The following is a 15,194-nucleotide window of genomic DNA, read 5'->3' on the forward strand; positions in this document are numbered from 1 at the left end:
CCGGGGAAAGCGTGCAACGGCACGTAACCAGAGGACATCAAGGTAAGCGTCAGCGTCGGCAGCTGCACCCACTTGACGATGATGCCCGGGTGTTGAGCGCTCATTCCGACGGCAATCGACACGGCCGAGCACATCGCGCCGAACAGTGTGATCAGCACGAAGAACCCGACGGCGGCCACGACACCCCGCGACAGCCTGAAACCGGGGATCAACGCGCACACCACGATTACCGCCGCCGCGCTCATGATCCGCACCAAGTCGCCGATCACCCGCCCGATCAGAACGCTGCTCATGTTGATGGGCATCGCGCGCAGCCGGGTGAAGATGCCGCTGTTCAGATCGGTCCAGAAACCGATCGAGTTCGACAGGATCGCCGACCATGCGGTGACTAGAGCCATCAGCGGGGTGAGTACGACATAGGCCTCACCGGTGGCCGAGTAGACCAGCAGCCGAAACGCCAGCAGCATAAACAGCTGGAGCAACGGAAAGAGCACGGTCGAGATGACCATCACGCGGCTGCGCAGGAACGTCCGCACGACCCGGGCGGCCAATACCAGGCTGGGGCGTACCAGTCCTTGCCCCGCTGCCGACGGCTGGGGGCGCCGGAGACCGCCGTCACTTCCGCACCTTCTGGAAGGCCCGAACGTCGAGGATGCCGAACACGATGACGATTGCAAGGCACCACCCGAACGCGACCGCGACGGTGGACGCGGCGGTGGTACCCGAGGTCAGGTGCCGTTGCCCGTCGATCACCACCGACACCGGTGAGTAGCGGACCGCCGGCTGAAGCCAGCCTGGAAACATGTCGACCGACACGAATCCGGTCGAGAGGATCAGCAACGGAAGGTAGCCGCTGACCGACGGTCAGTGGCTTTCCACACGGCCGGGCATGCCGAGGCCGCTTCATGGTGAGATGTGTTATGGCGGACTTGGTGTTGGTCGAGGACGACGATGCAATCGGGCATGCGTTGCGGTCCGCGCTGGCGGAGGCACGTTATCGCGTCCGTTGGTGTCGGGACGGGGCGTCCGCATTGGAGGCGTGCGAGGCCGCTTCGCCAATCAGCCTGGTGGTCCTCGATCTCGGCTTGCCGGACATGGACGGCGTGGATGTGTGCCGGGCGATGAGGTCTCGACGGCCGAACGCGGTGATCGTCATCCTCACGGCACGGGATGCGGAGATCGATGTCATCGTCGGCCTCGAGGCCGGCGCTGATGACTATCTGACCAAGCCGATCCGCACGGCAGAGCTGCTGGCTCGGGTTCGCGCCCATCTACGTAGGATCGAGCCTCGTCAGTCGTCGCCGTCGCGTCACGTAGTAGGTGCGCTGGTAGTGGATGAGTCGACGCGGCGGGTGCTGCTGGCCGACGTCGAGGTGTCGCTGCGGACCAAGGAGTTCGACCTGCTCGCCCGCTTGGCTCGCGAGCCTGGCGTCGCGGTGAGCCGCTCGACGCTCATGGCCGACGTCTGGGACGAGCACTGGCACGGCTCGACGAAGACACTTGACGTGCACGTGGCGGCCCTGCGTCGAACGTTGGACCGAGCCGAGATGCACGCCCGGGTAGCCGTCCCGGTGATCGAGACGCTACGCGGTTTCGGCTACCGGATCGCGGCCGACACCGCCCCCGGTTCCTAGCTGCCGACGCCCCGGTCACAGCCTTCGGATGGTCGTGAGGATTCCGCGTCCGGAAACGCGTACCGCCGCAGCGGTCACGACGGCCAGGCACGCCGCGATCAGTGCGGCGAGGGCCGCGAGGTATCCCCAGGGGACGGTCACGGCTGACGGCGGCGGGTCAAACACCCCGGTGAGGACCTTGATAAGTACCTGGGTGAGGTAGGCGCCGAGCAGCCCACCGCCGAGGGCGCCGGTGACGCCGACGAGCACGGTCTCGCAGGCGACCGCGGCGCGCAGGTGCCGGCGTCGCGCACCGAGGGCGTTCATGATGGCCAGACTGCGGCGGCGTTCGGCCAGGCCGAGGGCGAGAACGAGGCCACCGGCCGCAGCGGCGAGCACGAGGGCGAAGCCGAGTTCGACGCGGCTCAGACCCGCGAGGTCGACCGAGGTGAGGCTGGAACCGACGGTGCCGCGAGTGGTGCTGATGCCGGTGACGGCGACGCTCGGGCCGACTAGGGTGCGGACCTTTGCTGCGACGGCGGAACTGCCGGTCCCGCCGGTGTTTATGAGGAACGTGCCGACGGCGTCGCTGCCGGTCTTCTGAGTGATGTAGGCAGCGTTGGTGACGAAGAAGCTGTCCTTCGGCGCGGTGGGGAACTCCGACACGATGCCGACGTAGTGGAACGCCACGGTGATCGGCTTGTGGGTCCGGCCGTCGAGCAGGCGCAGGTTTATCAGGTCGCCGAGGTGCAGTTGGTAGTCCTTGACGGTTTCGGAGCTGACCAGGATGGAGTCGGGCTTGGTCCGCAGAGTGCGCATGAGACTGGCGGCGCTGCCGCCGAGGAAGTAGCTGTCCTGCAGGGCCGTGACCGAGCGGATCGAGCCGGGTTGCACGCCGTAGAGGTCTTGCAGGTCGGTGCCGATGTAGGCGTAGCGGTGCTGCAGCGGTTCGACGCCGGTCACCCCGGGCACTGCGGCCAACTTCGTCGCGTAGGCGGGACCGACCGTGACGCCGGCCGACTGGGTGACGGTGACGTCGGCGCCGTTGGTCAGTTGCGCGTCGGCCTCGGCCTGCGCCTGATAGGTGGTGTTGAACGTGGCGGTGGAGATCGCGAACGCGACCGACAGGGCCAACACGGTCGCGGCTTTGACGAGTGGTCGGCGTTGGCGTGACATGCTCGCGCCCAGCACCGGCGCGATCCGTCCGGCGAACGGGCTTAGCAGCAGCGCGGTGATGCGGCGGCCGCGTCCGAGCAGCAGGTCGACGAGGCGCCAGATCAGCAGCCCGGCGCCGAGCCACAGCAGCGCTGGTCCGGCCAGCGCCCAGTAGGACACCGAGATCGTGGGAACGCCCTCGGGGGCCAGGACAAGTTGGTAGCCGTTGTGGCTGGTGGTGTTCAGGACGAGTCCGGCGCCGACCAGCGCGGCGATGTCCAGGCCGTAGCGGGCCCACCAGGGGTAGCGGCGCACGGTGATCTCCTGACGTCCGCTGGCGATGGTGTGCTCGCGCACGTCGCGGCGGGCCGGGACGAGGACAGCGAGGGCAGTGATCGCCAGGCCCAAGGCAACGGCGAGGCCGGACCACAACATCGCTGAACCGGTCGTGGCACCGAAGCTGGTCGAACCGAACGCGACCTGCCCCACCACGAGTGCCGCGGCCAGACCCACCAAGCAGCCGACGGCGCCGATGACGCCGGTCTCGACCGACACCAGGCGCAGCAGTTGCCGTTGCGACGCGCCACGGATCCGCAGCAGCGCCTGTTCACCGCGTCGGCGGCGCGCACCGGCGGAGGCGACGGTGGCGGTCAGTAACCCGGCCAGGATCGCACCGGGCAGGCCGAGGAACAGGAACAGCACCTGGGCGTAGGCGGCGTCGCCGCGCGCGGAGTCCAGTGCCGCGCCGAGGTTGTTGCCAACCGTGGCGGTGCCGGTGCTGCGCGCCTCGAGGTTGTGCGCCGAAGCGAGGGTGGTGCTGTAGGCGGCGGCGGGGTCGTTCGGGAGGGCGTGACTGAGCCGGGCGTGGATCTGCGTGCTGACTAGGTCGGGACGTGGGGTGGCGATGGGCGCGCTGAGCTGCTGCCACTGCTGATAGGGCAGCAGGATCACGTTGTCCGGCGGCGCGGACGGTTGGCTGCCGGCCGGCGCGCCGACGGTCTGGAACAGCGAGTTGGCCTGCGGCAGGTCGACCACGCCGGCCACGGTCACCGTGACCGGCGACAGTCCGGGGCGTTTGATCGCGATCGTGGAGCCGGGGGCGGCGTGCAGGTTGGACGCGGTCTGCTGCGCGACGAGCACGCCGCTGGCCGAGCCGGTGAGGCTGCGGATCTCGCCCGGAAACGTGGCCTGGTAGGTCGGCGGCAGGCCGAGCACCACGCCGGCGCCGGTGGTCTGGGTGGTACCGGCCGTGGTGGCGCTGAGGCCGGGCACGCGCGTGAACCCCACGGTCTGGCTGGCCTGCACGCCTGGTGTGTGCGCCACCAGCGCGGCGACGCTCGCCGGATCAGTGCCGGCTGCGGTCTGAACCTGCCAGTCGACGCTGACCGAGCGCACGGCGCGGCCGGTCATGCTCGCCTTGGCGTGGGCAAGGAAGGCACCGAGACTGGCAAGCAGCGCGACGGCGATCGCGACGCCCGCGGCGGCACCGAGCAGGCGCGCCGGTTGATGGCGCAGCAGCGCTGGAAGCCAGATGCGGATCATGAGTCGACTCCGTCACGAAGGGGGGCGCTGGACGCGGGGTTCAGCCGACCGTCGCGCACCGGCCAGACCGTGTTCAGCCGCGCGCCGATGGTCTCGTCATGCGTCGCGATCACCAGTGCCGCACCGATCTCGTCGCTGACCTGCACGAGGACGTCGGTGACGTGGGCGGCCGTGTTGCGGTCGAGTTGACTGGTGGGTTCGTCGGCGAGGATCAACCGCGGCCGAGCGGCGAGGACACGGGCGATCACCACGCGCTGGGCCTGCCCGCCGGACAGTTCCTGCGGCAGGTCGTTGCGCAGCCCATCGAGTTCGAGCAGGTCGAGCGCGGCGCGGGCCCGCTCACGAGCGTCTGCACTCCTGGTGTCGGTGAGCAGCATCGGCAGCTCGATGTTCTCCAGCACGGTCAGGCTTGGCACCAGGGTAGGCGCCTGGAACACCAGACCGGCGCGGTGCGCGCCGTCGCGTGGATGCCCGCCCAACCCCGGCCAGCTGACCTGACCCGCAGTCGGGGTCTCCAGGCCGGCGAGGATGTGCAGCAGCGTCGACTTCCCCGATCCGGACGGACCCATGATTGCCACGCGGTCGGCCGGCTCCACCGTGCAGGTCGCGTCGTAGACCGCGACGACTGCCCGGTCGCCGGTGCCGTAGGTGCGTCCCACTTCGACGCAGCGGGCGACGGCCTCATCCGATCCTGGCAGGCCGAGCCCCGGTCTGGTATCGCCCACGTCGCGGCCGTTGATCCGTTCGCGAAGCGCCATCACTGCACCTGTCCGTTACGCAGTGTGATCACGCGGTCGGCAGCCGCCGCGACGGCGGCGCTGTGGCTGGCCACCAGCAGCGCGGTGCCCCGGTGAGCGCGGCGCGTGAGGATGGTCAGTACTTGCGCCTCGGTGGTCGAGTCCAGCTCGCCGGTCGGTTCGTCGGCCAGCAGCACCGGCGGGTCGTTGGCCAGCGCGACGGCCAGCCCGGCGCGGACGGTCTCCCCGCCGGACAGCGTGTCCGGACGGGCGTGTGCGCGGTGCGCCAGGCCGAGTTCGGCGAGAGGATCCGTGCCGGTCGGGGCCGCAGGGTTGCCGGCCAGGCGCCGGGCCAGAGCGATGTTCTGCACGACGCTTAGGTGGTTGAGCAGGTTTCCGCTCTGGGTGAGCAAGCCGATCAGCCGGGCGCGGAGTCGCGCCCGCTCCGACTCCGGGCGTCGGGTGATGCGGGTGCCGCCGATGCGGACGGTGCCGCCGTCGGGCTCGTCCAAGCCGGCAAGGCAGGACAGCAGCGTGGACTTGCCGGATCCGGACGGCCCGACGACGGCGACGAACTCGCCCGGCGCGACAGTGATGGTGACACCGCGCAGCGCCTGGGTTTCCTCATCGCCGGAGTGGAAGAACCGATGCAGCGACGATGCGTTCAGCGCCGCAACGACCGGAGCACCGCTGGCACGCATGCCGTCGGGGGCGGCAGAGGTTGTCATCACTTCGTCCACGCGAACGAGTCGGTGACCGTGCGCCATGGGTCGACGTTGTCCGAGCCGACCGGCGCGGCCAGGGTGAGCGTGACCGACGTGCCGCCCTTCCAGAACGTGTACCGCTCGACCGCCTCGTTGGCGACCTTCCAGGTCACCGGATTGACCGGCGAGTAGGCGCGGTAGGTGATCAGCACGGTGCTGCCGGCCTTGCGCTGTACGACGCTGACCGCCCCCGGGGCAAACCCCTTCGACGCGGCCTTGATCGCAGGAAGGTCGCTCATCCGGGCCGACACGGTCGTCGGCGCCTGCGCGCTGGCGGCGGTCGTGACGGTGATGCTGTTGTACTTGTCGGAGAACACCACCGCCGAGCCTGCGTTCGACCGCGCCCACCCCTCCGGCGTGGTGACGGTGAATCCCACACCCGAGTAGGGGACGAACGCCTGGTTGTCCGGGATGTCGCCGGGCGGGTGCACCTCGACACCGACCGGCCCCGTCCCCGACGAGGTCGCACCCGATGACGCGCCGGGTGCGGACGGCGAGGACGCTGCACCAGTCGACGGCGCCGAGTGGGTCGGCGAGGACCCGCCGTTCGAGCCACACGCGGGCACCAGCAGCACCGCGCTGAGCGCGGCTACGGCGGCGATTTTCGACCGCGCCGACTTCACAGCATCGAACGTGTTCAACATCTGCATTCTCCCGAAGAGGTGGGTGGTTCACCGCCTGATGTCATGCGGCGCGGCAACTCGGTGCTCGTTGAACTCGACGCTAGAAGCGCGCAGGCGAGAAGACCGGCCCAGTTCGGTTAGCGGACGGCAAAACCTTGCGGTGAGGCGTCGCGGGCCGCTCGAGCGTGTCTCGGGCACTGCCAGACTGATGATCGTCGCGGCACGCGGACCGGCACTACGGTCGCGTGTCCCTGCCGACCGGATGGAGGTTCGTGTGCGTCACCGCGTCACGCTCACCGCGGCAGCCACCGCCCTGCTCGCGGTACTGCTGCTAGCCGTCCCGCTTGCGGTGTTCGCCGCACGCGGCTACGTGACCGACGAACGCCTCGAACTCCAGCAAGCGGCCGCCACGGCTGCAGCGTCGGCGCACGGCGACGCTACGCGCGTGCACGCGCTGCGCATCGACCGCAGCGAGATCATCGCGAGCATCTATGACAGTTCAGGCCACCTCGTCGACGGTCCCGGGCCGCGTGACGGTGATGCGCTCATCCTGGCGGCGATTCGCGGCACGGAAGCGACGGCCACGACCGGCAACACGATCATCGTCGCAGCACCGGTGTCAGACGGTGATCGAGTGAGCGGCGTCGTCGTCTTGCGCAGCGATCTCTCCGCCGCCCACCACCGCGCCCTGATCGCCTGCCTTCTCATCGCGGCCATGAGCTCCGCCGCGGTGCTGATCGCCGCAGTAGCCGCCCGACTCGTAGCAAGGCGGCTGTCGGCCCCGATCGAGCGGTTGCGCGCCGGTGCACGCGCCATGGGCGACGGCGACCTCAACGCCCGAGTCGCGCCGTCGGGCATCACCGAGTTCGACGTCCTCGCAGCGTCGCTGAACGACGCCGCCGCCCGCATCCAATCCATGATCGGGCGCGAACGAAGCCTGTCCGCCGAGATCTCGCACCAACTGCGGACGCCGTTGACCGGCCTACGCCTGGAACTCGAGCGGCTGCACACCTCCTACCCGACCGACTCCAGGGTCGAGCAGGCACTGCAATCAGCGGACCGGTTGGCCGACACCGTCACCGACATCATCGCACTCGCCCGCGACCTCCCAGACGGCCAGCGCTGCTCAGTCCAGGACCTGCTCGACGGCGTGACTCAGCGCTGGCACGCCCTGCTCGCCGAAGCGACCCGCCCGCTGCGCGTGACTGCCGCGACCAACGTGCCCAGCGAGATTGCGATCTCAGCGGCAGCCGCGACACAGATTCTCGACATCCTCATCGACAACGCACGCACGCACGGGCGCGGCGCCGTCACCGTGCACGCCCACGCCCTCGGCACCACCGTCGCCTTCGACGTCAGCGACGAAGGCGACGGACCAGAGCAGGAAGCACACCAGCTGTTCGCCGACCGCGACAATTCGCGTGTCGGTGGTATTGGCCTGCCGTTCGCCCGCAAACTCGCCGAGGCCGAGCAAGCCCGCGTCACCCTGACCTCGACCGACCCGCCGATATTCTCTCTGGTTGTCCGCGGCTCACCCGGACAGGATTGACGAGGTGCGTCGGGATGTCGGTGGCCTCGACTGACAGATAGTGCTGCTCGGTGGGGGACATCATGCGAAAGCAGCCCAGGAGTGCCGTTCGTCGGGCGTCCGGCAGAGGCCGGCCCCCGAAGGGTCCTACACCGGCTGTCGGGACAAAAGTGCGGCGACGCTCAGCGCGGCCGCCGAGTGGTGCACGACGTATTCGGGTTACGAGCCGATCATCGCGTGAGCGAGCCCGTCGACCTCGGCTCCGACCTTGCGAATCGGGCGATGAGCCGGGCGCGGTCGGGGCCTGCGATGTCGAGCGTGCCGCCGTCGGCTTCGGCGAGTGCGCGTGCCAGGGCGAGTCCAATTCCGCTGCCTGCGCTGTGGTTGCCTGTGACGGATCGGACGAACACGGTGTCTCCCAGTTCGGGCGGGATGCCGCTGCCCGAGTCCTCCACGCTAAGCCAGACACCTGTCGGATCGGATCCGACGGCGATACTGATGTCGCCGGTGCCGTGGTGCAGGGCGTTCTCCAACAGAGCCGACGTGATCGCGAGGATGTGCTCACGCCTCCCGTGTGCGACGGCACCGCCGCCCAGTTCGAGGTGCAGGCCTCGGCCTTGTCTTGTCAGTACCCGTTCCCACGCCAGTGCTTCCTGCCGCACGAGAGCGGCGAGGTCCAGGTCCGTCGGTTCTGCCGAGTCATCGCGGGCGCGGGCCAGGAGCGTGGTGATGACGTCGTTGAGGCGTTCGAGTTGGCGCTGCGCCTGATCGACCTCCTCACGAACCGACTCACCGGCCTGAAAGGCGATCTCGTCCAAGCGCAGCCCGATTCCTGTCAGCGGGGTGCGCAGTTGATGCGCGGCATCGGCGGCAAACTCCTTCTGCAACTCGATCAGCGCGCCGATCTGGGCAGCGCTGCGCTCCAGGCTCAACGAGATCGCGTCGATCTCCGCGACCCCACTGATCACCGGAGTGAGCGCGAAGTCGCCACGACCAAGTCGGTGTGCCCGCTCTGCCAGTCGAGCCAGCGGCGCGGCAAGCGTCCTGGCCTGACGAAATGCCAGCGCGACTGCAGCCGCGGTCGACAGCACAGCGAGCCCCGCGACGAGCAGGGTGACGTTACGGGCCTGGTCGGCGGTCACTGACTGCGGCTCCTGGACGGTGACGGTCGCCGCGGCGCCGCTCATCGTGACGCCGACGAGGTCGCCACGGATCGGCGCGCCGGCCGTGACCTGCGTCCCGTTCGCAGTTGTCACGATGACCCGGTCAGAAGCCGCGATCTTGGCCAGACGTTGCGAGGTCAGCGGTTGGCCGCGATCGAGGGTGTCTTCGACGCTGGCCGCGACGGTGGCTGCCTTCGCCTGGAGCCGATCCCTCGCCGACGACAACACCTCGTTGCGGGCCAGGATCGCAAGCGGTACTCCGAGGGTGAGGATCGCCAGCAGCGCGATCGCGAGGGTGCTGACCAACAAGCGGCGCCTCACGAGCCAGGATCTACCATTCGGAATCCGTGGCCGCGGACGGTGACGATCCGGTCGGCTCCGATCTTGCTACGGAGCATCGAAATGTGCTGGTCCAGTGTTCGGCCCGAACGATGCCAACTGAGCTGCCAGATGTCGCGAAGCAGGACCTCGCGAGTTACCACCGTGCCTGCCTCGGCCAGCAACGCCGTCAGCAGATCGAACTCCTTCGGTGACATCGACAGTTCCTCGTCCCCGAGGTAGGCCTGTCGCGAGCTGGTGTCGACCCGGATACCGGCAAACGCGAGCTCGGGCGGTGCGGACCGTCGCACTGCCGCTCGAATCCGCGCGAGCAACTCGGCGAGGCGAAATGGCTTGGCGACGTAGTCGTCTGCTCCCGCATCGAGCCCGTCGACCGTGTGTACTTCCTCGGCCAGCGCCGTCAACAGCAGAATTTGCAGCCGAGGTCGGGCGGCGCGAAGCCGACGACAGACCTCGAGTCCGCCCATCAACGGCAGTCCGACATCGAGGATCACCAGCGCCACGCCTGGTTCGAGGGCGGCCTTCAGGCCGGATGGCCCGTCGACCGTGACGGTGATGTCGAAGCCCTCACGCCGCAGGCCTCTGGTCAGCGGCTCGCTGATGGCATCGTCGTCCTCGACCAGCACGATCTGAGGGGCGCCCACGCGATGACAGTCGCAGGCGCTTACCGACGCGGTCAAACCTGCACGCTTTGTAGACCCAACATAGACACTGCACCAGAGATCGTTGCCGACATGACCACTCACACGAGCGACACCCGGTCCTTGGCGCGCACCTTGGCGAACAAGGTCCCCGAAGTCACCGTCTTCTTCTGGATCATCAAGATCCTTGCGACCACGGTCGGGGAGACAGCCGCCGATCAACTCGCCACGCACGCCGGGCTGTCGCTCACCCAGCTCACGGTCGTCTTCGGCGCGCTGTTCGCTGTCGTGCTCGCCATCCAACTGCGGGCCAACCGATACATCCCCTGGGTGTATTGGCTGTCGATCGTGCTGATCAGCGTCGTCGGCACCCTCGTGACGGACAACCTCACCGATCACTTCCAGATCAGCCTCATCACGTCGACAACGATCTTCTCGATCGCACTCGTTCTCTGCTTCGCCGCCTGGTACGCCTCCGAACGAACCCTGTCGATCCACACCATCGTCACCCGACGACGCGAGGCCTTCTACTGGCTCACGGTGCTCGTCACCTTCTCCCTCGGCACTGCAGCCGGAGACCTCATCGCCGAGAAGCTCGCACTGGGCTTCTGGAAGTCCGCCCTGATGTTCGCGCTCGTCATCGCGGCAGTGTTCCTTGCCCACAAGCGCCTCGGCCTCGGCCCGATCGTCGCATTCTGGATCGCCTACGTGCTCACCCGTCCCTTGGGCGCCTCGCTGGGCGACTACCTAGCCCAAGCCAAGGTCGACGGCGGGCTCGGGCTCGGCACAACTGTCACCAGCCTGATCTTCCTCGGCGCCATCACGGCAGTCGTGACCTACCTGAGCATCAGCAAGGTCGATCGCACGGCAAGCACGGCCGCGGCGAGCTGAATCAACGACGCACACCCGTCCCCAGACGCGCACGCCGCCCTCTCAACCGAGACGGCGGCGTGCGCACATCCTGATCCGTCGCCGGCCGCTGTCCCGACTGCAAAACCGGTTCCGATAGGTACCTCGCCTTCCGGCAGCGGAACGCTGCGTCCTGTGGCGCGGCCCTCGAGATCCGGATAAGCCTAAAGGCGGTCCGCGCAGACGAGGATCACCGCGACGCGACACTGCGCGAGCAAAAATTAGGTCGGCGACGATATGACCGTGAAGTCAGCGTGCTGGTCCATCAGCGCTGACGCGACCGTGCCCGAGATGGCGGACGCCGTCACGGCAACCCGGGGGCCAGATGCTGTCCAGCTCGACCAACACCTCGACGGGGAGATCCCACACATGGGTGATCGTGATCGGCCGACCGCGCAATCGAGCCTCCGCTTCAGCGAAGCGCAAGGCGCCATCCGCCAGGTTCGATCGTCCCTGGCCCCACGACAATGCTGCCCACGGCGACTCCTCGGGTTGACCGCACCTTACGCCGAGAGGATGCGTCCGGCACCCCATTACGTGCTCGCATTAGCCTAACGGCCATGAGTTCCCATGCCGATGTCTTCGCATGCTTCGACGACGAGTGGCCCGGAGTTGCAGAGCACGGCTTCGAAGGCACCAAGGGGTGGGTACCGCTGGGAAGGGTGCCGGACGGGGCAGGGGTGGAACGCCCGTTCTGGACTCAGTAAACCTCCAGCAAAAGGGCGGTGGCCGAGCCCGGTGGAAGGCCCGTGTCGACTTCTACGCAGACGTGCTCCTGGGAAGCCCGGCGTACGGGCGCCTCAACGAGAACAACGCGGCTGACGTAGCGCCGTTCTGGTTAGGCCTGCACCCGTTCGCTGGCACCGCTCGATTGTTCGTCTCTAGTGCCCAGGTACGAAGGGGCCAACCTCTCGCACCGCTTCACGAGGCACCCTGGTTTGCAGGCGTTGCCGAACTCGACCCTTCTCGGCTTCCGGCTGCGCCTGGCCGATGATGGCACATATTTCGAGACTGCCAGAGCCTGACGCTGCCAATCGCAGCAGCGTGTGATCGAAACCTGGTCACTTCCCGAACGCTCGGGATAGCGAGTTGCGCACCCCGAACCGTGTGATCGGCCTGCACGAGTTTGAGACACTCCCCCCCTTTGCTCGGCGAGAAACGATGCAGCCCCGGCGCCGACTTGCGCGTGATCCAACGAGTCAAGATGCTTGATTAAGGCGACCCAAGCTGACGCCTACTACGCCGGCTGGGTCACCGTCGACGGCCAACTACTCCCCGGCCGGCATGAGGCGATCATCAGCCAAGCGCTGTTCGACCGGGTCCAGGTTGTGCTCAACGTCCGCTCGGCCCGCGGGCAACGTGACCGGGTGCTCAGCCACTACCTCAAAGGCGCGCTGTACTGCGACCGCTGCCACACCACCGCTAAACGCACCAGCCGGCTGATCTACACCGAAGCCACCGGCAACGGCGGGCGCTACGGCTACTACGTCTGCCGCTCCCGGCAAGAAGGCCTGTGCGACCTGCCGCACCTACCCGTCGCCCAGGTCGAGAACGCCATCACCGCCCACTACACCCTGCTGCCCGTGCCCGAGGACTTCGCCGACGCCGTCCGCGCCGAACTGGAAACCACCATGGCCGACCAGCAACGGCTCACCCGCGAACTGCACACCACCCTCACCAAGCAACTCACCAAGCTGGAAGCCCGCGAGGAACGCCTCATCGACCTCGCCGCCGACGGCGTACTCACCCGAGCCAAAATCCACCAGCGCTCCAACGCCATCCAGCTCGAACGGGCCCGCATCCAAGCCAACTCGCCGACACCGGCGACCAACTCGCCCTCGGCGCCCAGCGGCTACGTGAGTCACTCGATCTCGTCGCCGACCCGGCCCGGCTCTACCGCCACGCCCACGACGACACCCGCCGCCAGCTCAACCAGACCTTCTACCAACGGTTCTACCTCAACGACGACAACCACGTCGCCGTCACCGACGACGTCCTCAACCCGCCCTTCGACGAAATCCAAGACGCCTCATGGGTCTACCAGCGGCAGAAGTCTCTGGCCCTCGCCCAGCGCCACCGCCCGGACAGCTCACCGGCTCGCCAAACCCGGACCACCAACAAAAACAGGCCCGGTCATACGACCGGACCCCTTCAAGGCGACCAAACACCCGTACTCGCTGACATTTTTCAGGTCAATGGTTCGAGTAAGCGTGTCATGGTGGGGCGGGTGGGGCTCGAACCCACGACCCAGGGATTATGAGTCCCCTGCTCTAACCAGCTGAGCTACCGCCCCCAACCACAGCGGACCGCAACCGCCGGCCCGAGCGCTCACCCAGCCAGAGCCGCACGGATCCGGGCACGAGCGCCGTGAAGAGATTAGCCGAGTCAGGCCAGCGGGCGTACATCAGCGGCGTTGAACGGGTCCGCTCCGGCGGGATGGTCAACGTGGACGTCCCCGGCTGATCGATCAAGCGGCAACCGATGACGTCGCGCTTTGGCACACCAGCAAGGATGGACCCATGGACATGACCGGATGGATCAGTGGACAGGTGTTCTTTCAGACCGTCGACCAAGCCGAGGTGGAGCAGATCAATGCTTTTCTCGGCGCCCGCGGGATCGCCTCACAGATCCTGACACAGAGCGAGCACATGATGCTGGACCCGGCCGACCCCTCCGTGGGTGTGACCAGCGAGCGCTTCAGCATCGCCGTCCAGCTGGCCGGCTTTCCACAGGTCATCGGCCCCGTGCTGAACGAGCTCGTTCAGCGAGCGCACGGCGGGGGCTGGGCCGCCGAGGATCCGGGCAACCCCACGACCACGATCTGAATCCGGCTTTCCCCTGCTGTCGGCGGCCGCAAACTGACGGAACTGGTGTACCTGTCCCCGCAGTGCGGCTTCGTCCACGGCTGCGCTGTCAAGGGTCGGAACGGACTTTCGTCCAATAACCGCCGTGCTCGCGGAGTCAGTCGCCTTTGACGTTGACGATCTGACGCAGCCGGTGCCGTACCTCGACCAGGTCTGCGGCGTCACGCATCACCACGTCGATGTCCTTGTAGGCGTCGGGATGCTCATCGAGAAAGGCGTTGGAATGCCCCCAGGCGATGCCCGTCATTCGGCTGTCGAGATCGGCGCGGGTGAAGCGCTTCTTCGCCGCAGCGCGTGAGAAGTTTCGTCCGGCGCCGTGCGGCGACGAGCACAGGCTCAGCTCGTTGCCCTTGCCCGCGACCACGTAGGACGCGGTGCCCATGCTTCCCGGAATAAGCCCGAGCTGCCCGGTGCGGGCCGAGATGGCGCCCTTGCGTGACACCCACACCTGCTTGCCGAAATGCGTTTCGGACTCGGTGTAGTTGTGGTGGCAGTTGACCGACTCGGTCCACTCGACCGGCCCGTGCCAGCTCTCGAAGGCGGCCACCACCCGGGCCATCATCTCTTCACGGTTGAGGTAGGCGAAGCGCTGCGCCCAGCGCAACGCTTCCAGGTAGGCCCAGAATTGCGGCTCATCCTCGACGAGGTACGCCAGATCCTGGTCCGGCAGTTCGACCCGCCTGCGCTCGCACTGCACCTGGGCCGCCCTGATGTGTGTGGTCGCCAGCTTGTTGCCGACACCGCGGGAACCCGAATGCAGGAACAGCCACACCCGGTCGTCCTCGTCCAGACTCACCTCGATGAAGTGGTTGCCAGAGCCGAGGCTGCCCAACTGCAGTCGCCAGTTCGGCGCAACCGCGTCCGCCTGTCGGCTACCCTCCAGCGCTTCCAGTTCGGCGACGCGTTCCAGCGCGGTGGAACGGATTCTGGTGTTCTGCCTGCCCGCGCTCAACGGAATCACCGCGCTGATCGCTGAGTGCAGCTTCGCCGGCGCGCGCTTCAGCTCCGCTCCGTGGTACTGCGTGCGGACGGCCATCATGCCGCAGCCAATATCCACTCCGACGGCCGCCGGCATGATCGCTGCGAGGGTGGGAATGACCGACCCGACGGTGGACCCCTTGCCCAGGTGAGCGTCGGGCATCAGCGCCAGATGGGGATAGATGAACGACATCCCACTGGTACGGACTGCCTGTTCCCTGGTGGACTCCTCGAGGATCGATGCCCAGCTCAGCAGCCGGTCGTTTAGTCGTTGCATGGCCATCGCCACTGCTACCTTGGCCCAGCGCGTCTGCCAGTGCGTTGGCCTCATCCTTCGA

The 15,194-nt window shown here is 67.6% G+C and carries 15 protein-coding genes, 1 tRNA gene and 2 pseudogenes; 6 read left to right on the plus strand and 12 right to left on the minus strand.

Annotated elements, in window-relative coordinates:
* Positions 1–2: 2 nt before the first annotated feature.
* Together RM423_RS25515 and RM423_RS08640 are read right to left on the minus strand one after the other, a co-directional pair.
* Positions 3–509: pseudogene (locus RM423_RS25515) on the minus strand (ABC transporter permease); the annotation flags it as partial.
* Positions 510–615: 106 nt separating this feature from the next.
* Positions 616–816: an ABC transporter permease gene (locus RM423_RS08640; protein WP_311422616.1), complete on the minus strand. Its 201-nt coding sequence runs from the start codon at positions 814–816 to the stop codon at positions 616–618.
* A gap of 104 nt (positions 817–920) precedes the next feature.
* Between RM423_RS08640 and RM423_RS08645 the strand changes: the two genes are divergently transcribed.
* Positions 921–1,634 carry a response regulator transcription factor gene (locus RM423_RS08645; RefSeq protein ID WP_311422617.1) on the plus strand — a complete coding sequence of 238 codons (714 nt, stop codon included), beginning with the start codon at positions 921–923 and terminating at the stop codon, positions 1,632–1,634.
* 15 nt (positions 1,635–1,649) lie between these two features.
* Here RM423_RS08645 and RM423_RS08650 read toward each other — a convergent pair whose 3' ends face one another.
* The 4 genes from RM423_RS08650 to RM423_RS08665 are packed head-to-tail and all read right to left on the minus strand — an operon-like array spanning position 1,650 to position 6,455.
* A complete protein-coding gene (locus RM423_RS08650) occupies positions 1,650–4,310 on the minus strand; it encodes an FtsX-like permease family protein (protein WP_311422618.1) in 2,661 nt (886 codons plus the stop codon).
* Positions 4,307–5,068: an ABC transporter ATP-binding protein gene (locus tag RM423_RS08655; RefSeq protein WP_311422619.1), complete on the minus strand. Its 762-nt coding sequence runs from the start codon at positions 5,066–5,068 to the stop codon at positions 4,307–4,309. The genes RM423_RS08650 and RM423_RS08655 overlap by 4 nt, the downstream gene beginning before the upstream one ends.
* Positions 5,068–5,775, minus strand: a complete 708-nt coding sequence (locus RM423_RS08660) for an ABC transporter ATP-binding protein (RefSeq protein WP_311422620.1) — start codon at positions 5,773–5,775, stop codon at positions 5,068–5,070. Before RM423_RS08660 ends, RM423_RS08655 begins: the two co-directional genes overlap by 1 nt.
* Positions 5,775–6,455, minus strand: a complete 681-nt coding sequence (locus RM423_RS08665) for a hypothetical protein (protein WP_311422621.1) — start codon at positions 6,453–6,455, stop codon at positions 5,775–5,777. Before RM423_RS08665 ends, RM423_RS08660 begins: the two co-directional genes overlap by 1 nt.
* 253 nt (positions 6,456–6,708) lie before the next feature.
* Between RM423_RS08665 and RM423_RS08670 the strand changes: the two genes are divergently transcribed.
* Complete coding sequence (locus RM423_RS08670) at positions 6,709–7,983, plus strand: HAMP domain-containing sensor histidine kinase (protein ID WP_311422622.1); 1,275 nt, start codon at positions 6,709–6,711, stop codon at positions 7,981–7,983.
* A gap of 209 nt (positions 7,984–8,192) precedes the next feature.
* Here the strand turns inward: RM423_RS08670 and RM423_RS08675 are convergent, their stop codons facing one another.
* Positions 8,193–9,431, minus strand: coding sequence for an ATP-binding protein (locus RM423_RS08675; protein ID WP_311422623.1), 1,239 nt, complete (start codon positions 9,429–9,431; stop codon positions 8,193–8,195).
* A gap of 11 nt (positions 9,432–9,442) precedes the next feature.
* A complete protein-coding gene (locus tag RM423_RS08680) occupies positions 9,443–10,108 on the minus strand; it encodes a response regulator transcription factor (protein WP_311422624.1) in 666 nt (221 codons plus the stop codon).
* Positions 10,109–10,198: 90 nt separating this feature from the next.
* Here RM423_RS08680 and RM423_RS08685 point away from each other — a divergent pair, with 90 nt between their 5' ends.
* The 3 genes and pseudogenes from RM423_RS08685 to RM423_RS25520 all read left to right on the plus strand — a co-directional run.
* Positions 10,199–10,996 carry a COG4705 family protein gene (locus RM423_RS08685; RefSeq protein ID WP_311422625.1) on the plus strand — a complete coding sequence of 266 codons (798 nt, stop codon included), beginning with the start codon at positions 10,199–10,201 and terminating at the stop codon, positions 10,994–10,996.
* Between the two features lie 578 nt (positions 10,997–11,574).
* The gene (locus RM423_RS08690) at positions 11,575–11,721 is read left to right on the plus strand and encodes a hypothetical protein (protein WP_311422626.1); all 147 of its coding nucleotides are present in this window, start codon (positions 11,575–11,577) and stop codon (positions 11,719–11,721) included.
* A gap of 660 nt (positions 11,722–12,381) precedes the next feature.
* Positions 12,382–12,522, plus strand: a pseudogene (locus tag RM423_RS25520) (hypothetical protein); the annotation flags it as partial.
* A 21-nt stretch (positions 12,523–12,543) separates the two neighbouring features.
* On the opposite strand, the gene RM423_RS08695 reads toward RM423_RS25520, so the two are convergent.
* The 3 genes from RM423_RS08695 to RM423_RS08705 form a co-directional block, all read right to left on the minus strand.
* Positions 12,544–12,777: a hypothetical protein gene (locus tag RM423_RS08695; protein ID WP_311422627.1), complete on the minus strand. Its 234-nt coding sequence runs from the start codon at positions 12,775–12,777 to the stop codon at positions 12,544–12,546.
* Between the two features lie 98 nt (positions 12,778–12,875).
* Complete coding sequence (locus tag RM423_RS08700; protein WP_311422628.1) at positions 12,876–13,037, minus strand: hypothetical protein; 162 nt, start codon at positions 13,035–13,037, stop codon at positions 12,876–12,878.
* A 193-nt stretch (positions 13,038–13,230) separates the two neighbouring features.
* Positions 13,231–13,307: transfer RNA gene (locus tag RM423_RS08705), tRNA-Ile, on the minus strand.
* A gap of 226 nt (positions 13,308–13,533) precedes the next feature.
* On the opposite strand from RM423_RS08705, the gene RM423_RS08710 reads away from it, so the two are divergent.
* Complete coding sequence (locus RM423_RS08710; RefSeq protein ID WP_311422629.1) at positions 13,534–13,839, plus strand: hypothetical protein; 306 nt, start codon at positions 13,534–13,536, stop codon at positions 13,837–13,839.
* A gap of 136 nt (positions 13,840–13,975) precedes the next feature.
* Here RM423_RS08710 and RM423_RS08715 read toward each other — a convergent pair whose 3' ends face one another.
* Entirely contained in the window at positions 13,976–15,133 is a 1,158-nt protein-coding gene (locus RM423_RS08715; RefSeq protein ID WP_311422630.1) for an RtcB family protein, read from the minus strand.
* Positions 15,134–15,194 lie beyond the last annotated feature (61 nt).

The sequence above is a fragment of the Jatrophihabitans lederbergiae genome, assembly GCF_031845305.1.
Lineage (GTDB): Bacteria > Actinomycetota > Actinomycetes > Mycobacteriales > Jatrophihabitantaceae > Jatrophihabitans_A > Jatrophihabitans_A lederbergiae.

Coding starts and splice junctions, on each gene's coding strand:
- RM423_RS08665 (WP_311422621.1), bottom strand. CDS start 6,455: ATGTTGAACACGTTCGATGCTGTGAAGTCGGCGCGGTCGAAAATCGCC.
- RM423_RS08710 (WP_311422629.1), top strand. CDS start 13,534: ATGGACATGACCGGATGGATCAGTGGACAGGTGTTCTTTCAGACCGTC.
- RM423_RS08660 (WP_311422620.1), bottom strand. CDS start 5,775: ATGACAACCTCTGCCGCCCCCGACGGCATGCGTGCCAGCGGTGCTCCG.
- RM423_RS08655 (WP_311422619.1), bottom strand. CDS start 5,068: ATGGCGCTTCGCGAACGGATCAACGGCCGCGACGTGGGCGATACCAGA.
- RM423_RS08685 (WP_311422625.1), top strand. CDS start 10,199: ATGACCACTCACACGAGCGACACCCGGTCCTTGGCGCGCACCTTGGCG.
- RM423_RS08715 (WP_311422630.1), bottom strand. CDS start 15,133: ATGCAACGACTAAACGACCGGCTGCTGAGCTGGGCATCGATCCTCGAG.
- RM423_RS08645 (WP_311422617.1), top strand. CDS start 921: ATGGCGGACTTGGTGTTGGTCGAGGACGACGATGCAATCGGGCATGCG.
- RM423_RS08650 (WP_311422618.1), bottom strand. CDS start 4,310: ATGATCCGCATCTGGCTTCCAGCGCTGCTGCGCCATCAACCGGCGCGC.
- RM423_RS08690 (WP_311422626.1), top strand. CDS start 11,575: ATGAGTTCCCATGCCGATGTCTTCGCATGCTTCGACGACGAGTGGCCC.